At 31.1% G+C, this 12,593-nt stretch carries 10 protein-coding genes and 1 pseudogene; 7 read left to right on the forward strand and 4 right to left on the reverse strand.

The genetic code is table 11. The annotated features are described in order from the left end of the window. Window positions 1–132 precede the first annotated feature (132 nt). From M3P09_RS03075 to M3P09_RS03090, 4 genes are all read left to right on the forward strand, one after another. Window positions 133–411: an STAS domain-containing protein gene (locus M3P09_RS03075; RefSeq protein ID WP_099564692.1), complete on the forward strand. Its 279-nt coding sequence runs from the start codon at window positions 133–135 to the stop codon at window positions 409–411. Between the two features lie 24 nt (window positions 412–435). Continuing rightward, complete coding sequence (locus M3P09_RS03080; RefSeq protein ID WP_249971974.1) at window positions 436–744, forward strand: STAS domain-containing protein; 309 nt, start codon at window positions 436–438, stop codon at window positions 742–744. Continuing rightward, window positions 725–1,978 (forward strand): oligosaccharide flippase family protein, encoded by a 1,254-nt coding sequence (locus tag M3P09_RS03085; protein WP_249971975.1) that lies wholly within the window; start codon window positions 725–727, stop codon window positions 1,976–1,978. Before M3P09_RS03080 ends, M3P09_RS03085 begins: the two co-directional genes overlap by 20 nt. Window positions 1,979–2,200: 222 nt before the next feature. Beyond that, window positions 2,201–3,412 (forward strand): glycosyltransferase, encoded by a 1,212-nt coding sequence (locus tag M3P09_RS03090; RefSeq protein WP_249971976.1) that lies wholly within the window; start codon window positions 2,201–2,203, stop codon window positions 3,410–3,412. A 72-nt stretch (window positions 3,413–3,484) separates the two neighbouring features. Here M3P09_RS03090 and M3P09_RS03095 read toward each other — a convergent pair whose 3' ends face one another. Genes M3P09_RS03095 through M3P09_RS03105 form a run of 3 tightly spaced genes read right to left on the reverse strand, consistent with a single transcriptional unit; the run spans window position 3,485 to window position 9,302 of the window. Then, entirely contained in the window at window positions 3,485–5,002 is a 1,518-nt protein-coding gene (locus M3P09_RS03095) for a glycoside hydrolase family 2 TIM barrel-domain containing protein (RefSeq protein WP_249971977.1), read from the reverse strand. Continuing rightward, complete coding sequence (locus M3P09_RS03100; RefSeq protein WP_249971978.1) at window positions 4,999–6,213, reverse strand: hypothetical protein; 1,215 nt, start codon at window positions 6,211–6,213, stop codon at window positions 4,999–5,001. Before M3P09_RS03100 ends, M3P09_RS03095 begins: the two co-directional genes overlap by 4 nt. Further along, on the reverse strand, window positions 6,213–9,302 hold the full coding sequence (locus M3P09_RS03105) for a hypothetical protein (protein ID WP_249971979.1): 3,090 nt from the start codon (window positions 9,300–9,302) through the stop codon (window positions 6,213–6,215). Before M3P09_RS03105 ends, M3P09_RS03100 begins: the two co-directional genes overlap by 1 nt. Before the next feature lie 177 nt (window positions 9,303–9,479). Here M3P09_RS03105 and M3P09_RS03110 point away from each other — a divergent pair, with 177 nt between their 5' ends. Further along, the gene (locus M3P09_RS03110; RefSeq protein WP_099564683.1) at window positions 9,480–10,310 is read left to right on the forward strand and encodes a dolichyl-phosphate beta-glucosyltransferase; all 831 of its coding nucleotides are present in this window, start codon (window positions 9,480–9,482) and stop codon (window positions 10,308–10,310) included. A gap of 33 nt (window positions 10,311–10,343) precedes the next feature. Here M3P09_RS03110 and M3P09_RS03115 read toward each other — a convergent pair whose 3' ends face one another. After that, window positions 10,344–11,204 (reverse strand): AraC family transcriptional regulator, encoded by an 861-nt coding sequence (locus M3P09_RS03115; protein WP_249971980.1) that lies wholly within the window; start codon window positions 11,202–11,204, stop codon window positions 10,344–10,346. 179 nt (window positions 11,205–11,383) lie between these two features. Between M3P09_RS03115 and M3P09_RS03120 the strand changes: the two genes are divergently transcribed. Both M3P09_RS03120 and M3P09_RS03125 read left to right on the forward strand, forming a co-directional pair. Then, window positions 11,384–12,340, forward strand: a complete 957-nt coding sequence (locus M3P09_RS03120; RefSeq protein WP_249971981.1) for a dihydrodipicolinate synthase family protein — start codon at window positions 11,384–11,386, stop codon at window positions 12,338–12,340. Window positions 12,341–12,342: 2 nt separating this feature from the next. Next, window positions 12,343–12,591: pseudogene (locus M3P09_RS03125) on the forward strand (dihydrodipicolinate synthase family protein); the annotation flags it as partial. Between the last annotated feature and the right edge of the window lie 2 nt (window positions 12,592–12,593).

Here is a 12,593-nt window from a genome sequence, read left to right on the forward strand (position 1 = left end):
AAGTTAAGCATAAGTATCGATTCATTCATCTACAGCAAACTGCAACTCACCGAAATATACAGTCTTTCTATTGATTGTTAAATGATATTTACATCAGAAACCAAATCAATATAAACTTAAATAATAGAAATTATGGCACTTACAATTACAGAACAAAACGGAATTTATTTTGCAGCTGGAGCTATTAATGTAATGACTGCACTAAGCTTTAAAAACCATATTGAAACTGTTATGCTAAATCTAGAAGATTTAGTTATTAATATAGAAAATGTAACAGAGATTGATACTGGTGGTATGATTGCTTTACGATCTATATATGCTTATACCGTAAAACACGACATAAAGTTTTTTGTTGTTGGAACAGGATGCAAAGAGGTTTATGATGATTTGTATTTAAGTAATGTAGCATAAAGAATAGAACCTAAATTAAATATTATGAACTTTCAAATAATAAACAACAAAGGCGTTTTTGAAATCCATGGCGATTTTACAAATGCACATAGTAACCAAGCAGCCAATTACTTTAACAATTTGCTAGATAGGTATTACGAGATTGTTATATGCCTTAAACAAGTTAAGCGTATAGACAGTAGAGCTTTAAACGTTATGCAGTTTATTTCGGCTAAAGCAAAAAGACGAAGCAAGATATTATTTGTTTTAGGAAAAGATAACAAACGTATTAGTAAAGAATTTGAAGCGGCAAACCTTAATAACATTTTTAGAAATGATTACAATAGCAAATAATTTGAGAAAAAAGATAACACCAGAACAGTTGTTTATGATAAGTGTTCTGGCTGTAAACGGCGGGAATTATTTGTATAATTTAATTCTTGGTCGTTTGCTAGGGCCAGCTCAATTTGCTGATGCTGCAGTACTTATTACATTTTTATTGGTGCTCTCTTTTATAGCTATGACTTTTCAATTAGTAACAGCAAAATTTTCAGTACTATTCGAAAATCAATTATTTAAAAGCTTTATTTCAAAAATTTATAAAAATGCGCTTGCGGTAGGTATTGCTATGGGTGCAATAATTATATGCTTTGCTGCACAATTACAGCACCTATTTAATACATCAACCTCTAGTATGTTTGTGATTTTTGGCTGTGGTGTGCCTTTGTATTTTTTAATGAGTGTGAATAGAGGTGTTTTTCAAGGAAAAAAAGCATTTAAAGCATTATCTGTAACGTATCAGGCCGAAATGTTGAGTCGCCTATTAATTACATTGGGGTTACTATTTTTATTTAACATTCAATCTTCAGTTGTTATTGCTATTGGAATTTTAATTTCTTTTGGGTTTGGATTACTCCCTTTTAAATTCAAAACGATTGCTTTTAATACAAAAACATTAATAGATGTATCGCACGCTAAACAGGTAAAACGATTTTTTATTTTAACGGCGTTTTATGAGTTGACACAAATCATTATTAATAACAGTGATATTCTTTTAGTTAAACATTATTTTGAATCTTATGAAGCTGGTTTATATGCTTCGTTAGCTTTAATAGGGCGTGTAGTTTACTTTATAGCTTGGATGTTTGTAATGCTTTTATTGCCAACAGTGGTTCAACTTAAAAAAGAAGGAAAAGAAACAGCATCTATATTATTTAAATACGTTGGTTATATAGCAATTATTTCATTTGCCATTGTTTTAGCATGTTTAAGTTTTCCAGAAACCATTATAAACTTACTATTTGGTAACAGTTATATAACTATGGCACCGCTTTTATGGAAGTATGCTATTGCCACAAGTATGTTTGCCATTTCTAACATATTTGCGTATTACTATTTGTCTTTAGATAGGTATGTGCCAGTTATTATTTCAGGAGTGTTTGGAATGCTTCAAATGGTGTTGGTTGTTTTTTACCATGAGAGTTTAGAGCAAGTAGTACACATGCAGATTTTCGCAATGATATTATTATTAATCATTCAGGTAGTATTCTTTAAACTAGATCAAGTTAAATCGAACAGGAAAGTATAAGTCTAAATGCATTTTTTGATTAATCTAAGGCAAATTACCATTCGTCTACAGCAAATGTTAACCCGTCTATAATGCCCCCTTTTTAGGATTTAAAAACCCCAAATTTACAGTGTAATTAAAAAACTAATCATTATGAATCATCCAGAACTAAATGTTCATATTCTGAATAAATAAAAACTGGATACACCATAAGACCATTTGATAACAATAAAAAAAGAACTTATGAAACTAGCAATTGTAACAGCATATCCGCCAAGTAAAGTCACTTTAAATGAATACGCTTATCATTTAGTAAAGCACTTTAGACAAAAAGAAGATATTACAGAAATTGTATTGTTAACTGACAGAACTGAAGGTGAAAAAGATATCAATTTTGCCGAAGCTGGTTGTAAAATAACAATAAAAGAATGCTGGACATTTAATAGCTATAAAAACATTTATAGTGTTACTAAAGCTATTAATGAAACTAAACCAGACTCTGTGTTATTTAATTTACAGTTTATGAAATTTGGTGATAAAAAAGTAGCTGCTGCTTTAGGTTTAATGTTGCCATTTGTTTGTAAGCTAAAGAAAATACCTAATATCGTTTTGTTACACAATATTTTAGAAGAAGTAGATTTAGGAAAAGCAGGGTTTACCAATAACAAAATCATGCAAAAAATTTATGGATTTATAGGAAGCACGCTTACAAGATTAATTCTGCAAGCTGATGTAGTTGCTTTAACCATGCAAAAGTATGTAGATATTTTAGAAGAAAAATATAATGCTAAAAATGTAAAATTAATACCTCATGGTACTTTTGAAATTCTTGAAGAACCTGCTTATGATGTGCCATTACAACCTTTTAAAGTGATGACTTTTGGGAAGTTTGGAACCTACAAAAAAGTGGAAGGAATGATTGAAGCTGTTGAATTAATTAAACAACATTCAAATTTTAATTTAGAGGTAGTTATTGCAGGAACAGATAACCCTAATACACCAGGGTATTTAGAATCTGTAAAAGAAGCATATAGCCATGTAGAAGGTGTAACCTTTACTGGATATGTAGCAGAAGAAGATGTGCCAAAACTATTTAAAGAAAGTGCTGTAGTGGTTTTTCCTTATACGTCTACAACAGGAAGCTCTGGAGTATTACACCAGGCAGGAAGTTATGGTAAAGCAGTAGTTATGCCAGATTTAGGAGATTTGGCACTGCTGGTAAAAGATGAAGGTTACAGAGGTGAATTTTTTGAACCAGAAAGTGTTAACAGTTTAGCTCAAGCCATAGTAAATATTCTTTCAAACAATGCTTATAGAGTTGAATTAGAAAAAGCAAATTATAAAGCGGCAACAGCTTATCCAATGTCAAAAATTGCAGATATGTATATACATACATTTGAGAATATCATTAATAAAAAAGAAGTAGTAATAATAGAAGATCAAATTATAGCTTAAAATAGTTACCCAAACTTTTTGCTCCATATATCTCGAAAGAAAAGCCTATTTAAAAGTTAAGTGTTAATGAATCTATTCTTTAGAGATGTATTTAAAAGCGGGTTTAGTCTCTCCGTTTTGGGTTATAAATCCGAAATGTTCTTGAGCCCGTTTTCTCCAAGGAAGTCGTCCAACGACTTCCTTTGGTATTTCTATAAAGTCATAAAGCGTCCAAGACATAAATGATATATCATTATTGCTAAAAATGTTTTGTGCTTGTTTATGATACTCAGCTTGATTCTTTTCTGAATTGCCAAAAGGATTCCAAAGTCCTTTATATGACGACATGCCAAATTCGGTAATTGCGATAGGTTTATTAGGAATGTCTTGTTTTAAGCCTTTGTATATTGCCTCCAAATCATCTAAATCTTCATAATAATGAAAAGTGATAAAATCCAGTTTGTTTTTTAGAAACTTAGCGCTTTTAGCATTAGACCACCCTATAGTAACAGGATGCTTCTTATCAACAGATTTCACTAAATCAATCATGTTATCCAACCAAGCTATGACGTGTTTTTGTCCACGGGATTCAAAATCTAAATTAGGTTCGTTTTTTATATCCCAAGCTAATAATGCGTTATGGTTTTTTAAAGTAGATACTATGGTTTCTGCATGGCGTTGGTTTAACGTCCAATCCAGTACCGAATAGTCACCATAAAAATCAAACAAAGTCACCACTACCTTTAATTGTTGTGTCTCAGCCAAGTTTAATAATTGAGTAAGTTTTTTTAGTTTTTTAATATTAATATTAGCTTTTCCAAAAGCTTCGTAAGGCACAAAAATTCGAATGCTATTGAGTCCAGATTCTTTAATAAGTTTAAAGTCTTTGGTAATGATAGCTGGATCAAATTTGTCGCCAAACATATTCCAAGGTGTAGCTTGAGGATAATAATTAATGCCTTTTATACTGGTTATGTTATTTAAAACCGGATTAATATCTGCATTATAAACCTCTGTTTTTTGTTTTATAATATGCCGAATACGCCAAAACCCATCTTCTAATAATAAAATAACTTTGTAAGTCGATTTTTCTGTGGTTTCTAAAATGATATTTTCATTTTCATAAATACGCTTGTATTCAACAACATCGTTATCTGTTATAACCACTAATTGACCATCTTCACTAAAAAACTCTAAGGTTGGATGATGCTTTAATGTTGTACCTTCAACAGTGATGTTTTTAGTTTTATTTTGTTCAATAATATTGAAGATATTTTCACGCGAACTGTCAGTATAATAATCGTCTATACCAATGGTTTTATTTATTTTATAGGCTATATGTTTTACATACCAAGCATCTAAATAATCATTTTCAATAGCATTTAAGGTTTGCTCATTCATTGGTCGACCTTCGTTGTTTAAAGGCGCCCAGGTAATTTTTGGTAAGTACTGGTCTATTTTTTTAATATCTGTATGCAGTATAGCACTTCTATCTGCACCTGTGTTAAGATAACTGTATAAACTACTAATACCAAAAACAACCAATGCAGTTATAGCGATATAAGATAGTATTAAAACCGCACGTAATATGTTTTTATTAATGCCTATCATAGTTTTATATTTTGATATACTTTTTGAATACCAGCAGTTTCTATTTTAAAAGTATAAGCGCCTTTTGTAAAAATATCAGAACTCAATTTAAAATTGGTATAACCTTCAAATGTGCTTTTAAAAAGTGTTTTAACTTTTTTATCGTTTTGGTAGATGTGTAGCTTTACTTCTAAACCATCAGGAATCATTTGGTTCATAAAACTTTTTAAAGGGCCAACACTTATCGTTCTGTTATCATCAGAAAAAGCAATCTGAAAATCTAAAATAGCCTGTTTGTAAATTAATGATAAGCTATCACTTTCAGCCATCCCTTCTATAAAGGCTTTAACCACCCAATTTTCTTCGTGGTCTGGATGAATCATTTTAGCTTTTGCAATGCCATTAATGGTGCTGCCAGACGTTTTGAGAATATGGTTAGAAGCATTGGTTATAAAAAAATCAACATAAGTACCATCGCTAACAATATTGCCGTATTTGTCTTTTATAATAGAGGTTGAAAAATTTGTGATTTGATTCCCATCGGCATACTCGTGATTACGATTGTAGGTTATGGTAAAATCTGTTGGAATTGCTGGCATAACATTAACATCATACTCTTTTGAGTTTTTGCTAAGACATTCAGAACTGATAAGGATTCTACCTGTTTTTGTCTCTGAATATATATTTCTATAGCTGATACTATTTTTCATGTAAACCACATCTTTACTCTTATTTTCTAAAAATTGATATTTTACTGAAACCGCCGTACCATCTTTTAAAGGGTTATCATAAATATCTGTTGGAATAACAACTAACATGGTATAATCTGCTCCTCCAGCTTCAATACTTGGAGGGCCTAAGTACGTTTCCATAGTTGTTACTTCTTGTTTTGGATATATATTAAGCTTACCAGAAAGCGGTGTATCATCACCTAATAAATTCCAGCTAATTACCCCCGTTTTATTGCTGAAGGTTTTGGGAAGTTGATAATTTAAAATACCATTTTCTAGATGAGGGTTAATAATTGTAGAGCCATAACTATTACTTAAATATAAGTTAGGTTTAGAAGCATTAGTATTTGAAAATGTTAAAGCGATAGTGTTTCCTGCCTCAAACTCAGTTTCTGAAGTAAGTAATTGAATGTTGTTATTAATAATCGATTCATCTACAGATGATACGAATGATGAAAACACCAATGTAATTATTAAAAGATATGTAGGTTTTAATGTCATTAATTTGAATTTCCTATATAACTATTAGTTTCTATTTTTATAAACTTATAATTTGCGTGTTCTATGGTTTGTAAAGCAACATGTGTTTGGTTTTTAATTCTATTGGGTACTATTTTATTAGAAATATCTTCATTTGGTAAACCATTTACAAAACAGTTTTCCATATTATCAGTTATTATGTTGAGGTTTTTGTCTTTTAAAAGTAGATATTCAAAACTTTGTTGCCGCTGCTGTCTGATACCTTCTTCTAGAAATAAATGATCTACCCAAATCATATTTTTGTTTTCATCATAATAGGTAATAAGTAATTGGGGAATGGTAATTTCTTTTAATCCAGAATTGAATAATTTACCACTAATAGCTTCTGGAGAGATATTTAAATCACTAATAGTAACTTTTTTATACAAATCAGATCCAGAAACATTACCAGCAACTTGTAAGTTGAATTTAGTAGGTTGCTCACTAAATTCAATAGGTGTAAACTCATCAGGGTTAAATGTTTTAGGTATAGAATCTTGAGTTTTAGACCATGCAATGCCTTCAAAATTAATTTTAAAGGAAGTAACTTCCTTTGGTAGTAATTTATGTTTTACATGATATTTGGCGTTAAAGGTTGCTAGTTCTTTATCATCATCATTATATAAAGTGCCTTTTAAAACAACATCTGCTGGAACATTATCTATATTTTGAATTTCTCCAATTAAAGCATAACTATTATCACGTTTTATCAATTTAGCTGAAAGTATTTCTAAAACTGGTTGTTTCAAAACATCTTCATGATGGGTTTGTTCTGTAGTAATGCGTCTACGACCTTGATTAAAATATCCAGTGGAATTATCTGAATATAGCTGGTCTGGTGGTAAATCTAAATCAATATCTTCTGGTTGGATATACCATTTACTATTTAATTTAATAAGAGATTTATAATTGGTTTTCTTAATTTTTTCTAAAGGTGTAATCCAATTGGTATTTACTTTAATAGTTGCTAAACGGTCTGTCTTATTAGTAATAATGGTTTCTATAGCATCTAATTTGGCATACGAACTCAATAAGCCGTCAGTTACCGAAATCTCTAGCATATATTGAGCAATTGGCATATTGCTTTCTGGGTTAATAAGATGATGTGCTTTTTCAAATTCTTTAAAATCAAGTGCATCATAATAAGCCAATATTGCATTTTCTGGCGAATGATGAGCATCATTTTTTATATAGAATTTATAGGTGCTATAGCCTATAACGATAACCAAAAATACAGCCCAAATATGTGTTGTTTTAAGAAGCCCTTTTGGAAACAAACTATAACTATTCTCAAAACTCAAATACCCAGGAATTGTTCTAGATCTTGCTTTTAAAGCTCGAATCCATAGCCATTGGATATTTAATATAAAAGCTATAATAATAGTTAAAAATGGAACAATACCCCAAAGTAGTTTTTGCCATGTTGCAACCTCTTCTTTAGGTAAAATGGATGAGATAGGTGGAACATTTAGCTTTTCCCATACTTGAATACCATTTTCTAACTGACGCAAACGCTGCCACCCACAGAAATATAATATGGGGTCGTAAAACTTATCGTTAGAAAAGACATACTTAAGATGATACTTTTCTGGGGTAGTTAAAAACTGTTGTAAAGATCCAATGCCTTCTAAACCTTTAAATTTGGAGTTCTCAAGGCGCTCAATAGGCCGTGTTGTGAGTTCTGGTAATCGTCTTGCTGAATGATAGTTGCCATCAACGCTTAAGGCATTAGTTTGTGTAGATAACCAAGCCATTTGATCGCCAAAACCTAAAGTCATATAGCGCCATTGGTCATGCTGATCTTGATTAAGAAAATTAACAATAGGCAACATTTTAATTTGCTGAGGTTGTGAAGGCCTAAAATACCCCAAACTCATGGTGAAAATAGTCATGAAAATAACCAAGCTGGCGAGTAGTCCACCAATAATTCGATGATAAATAGCTCCAAATTTGTCTTGAATTATAGTTTTTAAATCGCCTTGAACAAATCGATACGTAAATTCCCCAAAAAGAGGTAAAGACATGATTGATGCCCAAAGTGTAAATCGGTCAAGTGTTAAAATATTATAGGCGGTTTCACCTAACACAAACTTAGGGATAAACGTTGTGCCTCCAGTTCCTAAAATAAATAATATACTTATTGATAAACCAAAAAACAAATAGCGTTTACTGTAATATCTATAAAAAATGTAAGGAAGAAGTATAAGTAGTACACCCCAAGGAATTAAGAAGAACACCAACCCTGAAGAGGATATTTCTAAAAAATTATCGCGAGATCCATGAGGGATAGGAACTTGGGTAATAGGATTATTTTTTGAATTTATCCAATAAGGCAGTATACATCCTATAATTATAACAAGAGAACTTAACCCAAAACTTATAATACGCTTAAATAACTTAAAGAAACTATTAAGAAAGGCTTTAATTGTAATAGCTTTTATGGATCCAACCTGTTCTCTTGATTCGTCCATAATAACCATGCCTATTAGTGGAAAAACAAAAAAGACCATACCAAAAATAGGAGTTACATGGTGTGATGTTACAGTAACAGCTATTAGGGATAATGAAGTAAATAGAAATCGATATTTTCCCGTTTTTAACCACAAATAAATTTCTGGTAAGGCATGCATTAAAATAGATATACCAATAATACTTGGTAATTGCCCAAATAAGTGTAAAGTCTCTACAAAGGAAGAAGAAAATACAGATAAAATTGCTGCGTAACCTGCAACAGCTTTATTTGAAGTGATTAATAAAGAAAATCGATAAACTCCAGTTATAAATAATATTACACTAATTATAGCTATAGTAAATAACCCAAACTTTAAACCTCCAATAAAAGAAAATGCAGCAATAGCTTGATGCACTAATGGCGGATAGCTCATTACCGTAAACCCTGTATACCATTTATAATTCCAAGGCTCAAACCAACTATTGGCATAATGATCTGCAAAAAACAAATGAATCAGGGCATCGTATGTTTCTTCTAAAGTAAAAAATATAGAAGTTCCATGAAATGCTAATCCTATAAGTATAGCAACAATTAAATATTTATTTGACTTTTCTTTCATTGAAAAATGTAAGCTCTTTTCTACGAATTAAAGATATAACAAAGTTTTGTTTCGACGAGTGGTATTTATCGAAGTAAAGTTTTCATTCATCTACACAACCATTCCAGCCAACGATTTACACCCAAAAAAGACGTCAATCGCTGATACTTTTGAGACATAAATCAAAACAAGTTTACTATGAAAACTGGAATTATTATACCGTGTTATAACGAAGAAAAAAGATTGGATACTAAAGCTTTTATTAAATTTATTCAATCACATAACAAATACCATTTATGTTTTGTTAATGATGGAAGTAAAGATAATACATTAAAGGTATTACAAGACATTCAAGAGCAAGCTCAAAATAAAATAAGTATTGTAGATGTGAAAAAGAATGCAGGTAAAGCAGCAGCTGTAAGATCTGGTGCGCGCTATCTTTATAATAGACAAGATATTGACTACATAGGTTTTATTGATGCAGACTTATCTACCGATTTTAAAGACTTTAAAAAGTTGGTAGATACATTGCATAACAATGATAAGTTATCTTTAGTATATGGCTCAAGAGGAAAAGGTGAAGGGCAAATTGAAAGAAACTTGTTTAGAAATGTTTTTTCTAAAATGGTGAAAATGATAGTTTATTTAATTTTAGGTTTACCAATTGAAGATACTCAATGCGGTGCAAAAGTTTTTAAACGAAATATTATTCCAGTTGCGTATGACAATTCATTTTTAACAAGGTGGTTATTTGATGTAGAAATATTTTTAAGGCTAAAAAAACACTTTGGTTCAAAAAACATAATGAATTGTATGTATGAGCAACCTTTGGATAGATGGGTACATGTAGATGATTCAAAATTAGGAATAAAAGATGCCTTGCAAATACCTTTAATGTTGGTTAATATTTGGTTCTCTTATACAATCTTATCAGTTTTTGCTAATATTATTGAAGAAGGTCAGGTAATAGCAACGGATGATATTACAATTATTTCAACATATAATATAAGCCAACAAATAGCAGCATAACTTTTAGCAAAATAAACTTAATGGAACCTTTGCTTATAGAACTTTCGTATAACGATTATTCTTTTTAAATAAAGAAGGACTAGTGTTTTTTACAACCTTAAACTGTCTGTTAAAGTTAGACATATTATTAAAACCAGATTTTTCTGCAACTTCAGAAATTGATAAATCTTCGTTTGATAGTAAAAGTTTACTAGCATATTCTAATCGTAGTTCATTTAAAAACTGAACATAAGTTTTATTAGTACGCTTTTTAAAGTATTTGCAAAACGCATTTTTAGTCATGTTTGCAACTTCAGCGATAGTATCTAATGTAATCTCCTTTTCAAAATTATTCATAGTGTATTCAAACACATTACGCATTCTATTACCTTCATTGTCAGAGTATTTTTTATCATAAATAAAAGAAGATAAACTTTTGTAATTACATTTTGATGTGATTTTTAAAAGTTGAAGAAGCGTAATGAATCGGTTTAGTTTAGATGAGTTTTCAACTTCAAAAAACAAATCTTTAATTACTTTTTGTTTTGAAGTTACTTTAAAACCATGTTTAGCACGTTTAAAAAATGGTGCTAATTCTTTTAATTCTTCAAGCCCAAAAAAGTAAGGTCCAAAAGACTGATTGGTGAAAAACAAGGTGAGCATATGCGATTTTTTTGAAGCTTCCACATCAGTTTTAAATACATGAGGAATATTACTTCCAATAATCAAAACATCATCTTTGGTATAATAATTTATGGTGTCTCCAACAATTAAAGTGCCTTCACCTTCAACAATATAACTTATTTGAATTTCTTCATGTTGATGCAGTTTGTCGTAAAAGGTATTTGCATAATCTACCTGAAAAACAAAAGCATCATCTTCAGGTTTTGGTATTTTAAATGGTAAAACTTTCACTTGTATTAAATTTGTTTCAGCGCCTCAATAAACACATCTCATTCAAAAATACATAAATAATACTCTAATTAATTGTTAAAATTTCGTATTTGGATAATATAGTATTTATTTTGGATAAACAGGCATTATTAAGCAAGCCAAACAAACTATAATTTTGCTAAAAAATAAATTATCAAACAATGAGTTTAAAATGGAATGGCGTAATGCCAGCCGTGTTTACATGGTTGAAAGAGTCAAAATCTGGCGCTCTTGAAATTGACCTTGATGCAACACAAAAACAGGCTGCAGGTATTTTAAAAGTTCAAGGAAAGGGCGGAAGCAGAATGAGCGGACTTGTCGGTTCTGGAACTCTGGGTGAGAATAGCTACCTGAGCACCAAACAGCGTCTTTCCTTACTTAAATCCCTTTCTGAGGTTGCTAAAGAATACAATGTCCCGTTGATTAGTGGAGCAGCAGCAGAAACTAAGGAAGAACTTGCCAAAATCGTTGAAGGACTTGCAACAGTTGGAGTTGATACAGTCATGGTCATGCCACCAAAAACTAAGGCGGTTCCTTCTGAAAAAGAAATGTATGAGTACTATGCACTTTCTGAAGAAACTGCAAAAGATGTAGGCGTTACAATTATGCCTTATAATAATCCTGATGCAGCTGGTTATCATGCGCTGTCAACAGATCTTCTTAAAAGACTCTCTGTTCTTCCTAAGGTAACTGCTCTTAAAATATCGACTATAGATGTTTCAATTATTGAAACCTTGGTGTTAGAGAACAAAGATTCAAAAATTTTGGCAGGAGTAGACACAGTCACTGTACATGCAGGACTTGCAGGTGCATGTGGTGGAATTACAGGTGTTGGTTGTATCTTCCCAAAAGCAAGTGTTACTATGCAGGAGTATGTTTTAAATGGAGAATGGGCAGAGGCAAACAAAATTTCTCAGGCTTTAAATTCATTATCGTATCTGGATGCTCAGCCGTTGCTTATGGAATATCTTAAACTTGCTATGGGAATTCATCATAATGATGTTGCTGGAGGGCTTCGTACCTTTGGGAAGAAATTAACTCAACAGCAAATTGATGATGTCCGTGCAAGATATATTCTGGCAAAAGAAAGACTTGAAATTTTGGACTTAATAGGTTAAGCCTTTCAAATATTACAAGAATGAAAAATCGTTTTGGAGATCGTTTTGCAATCTTATGTGGAGTAGATACATTGGCTTTAGAAAGTACATTATTGGGAGCAGATGGATTGGTTTGTGCATTTCCTACAGAAACAGTAGCAATTAACAATTTGGTAAATGCAGGTAGAATTCAAGAAGCTATCGAAATTTATCATTGGTTTTTGCCGTTGCTAGAGTTAGATATTAATACTAAATTAGTACAGAATCTAAAATA

The organism is Jejuia spongiicola (genome assembly GCF_023502325.1).
GTDB classification, from domain to species: domain Bacteria; phylum Bacteroidota; class Bacteroidia; order Flavobacteriales; family Flavobacteriaceae; genus Wocania_A; species Wocania_A spongiicola.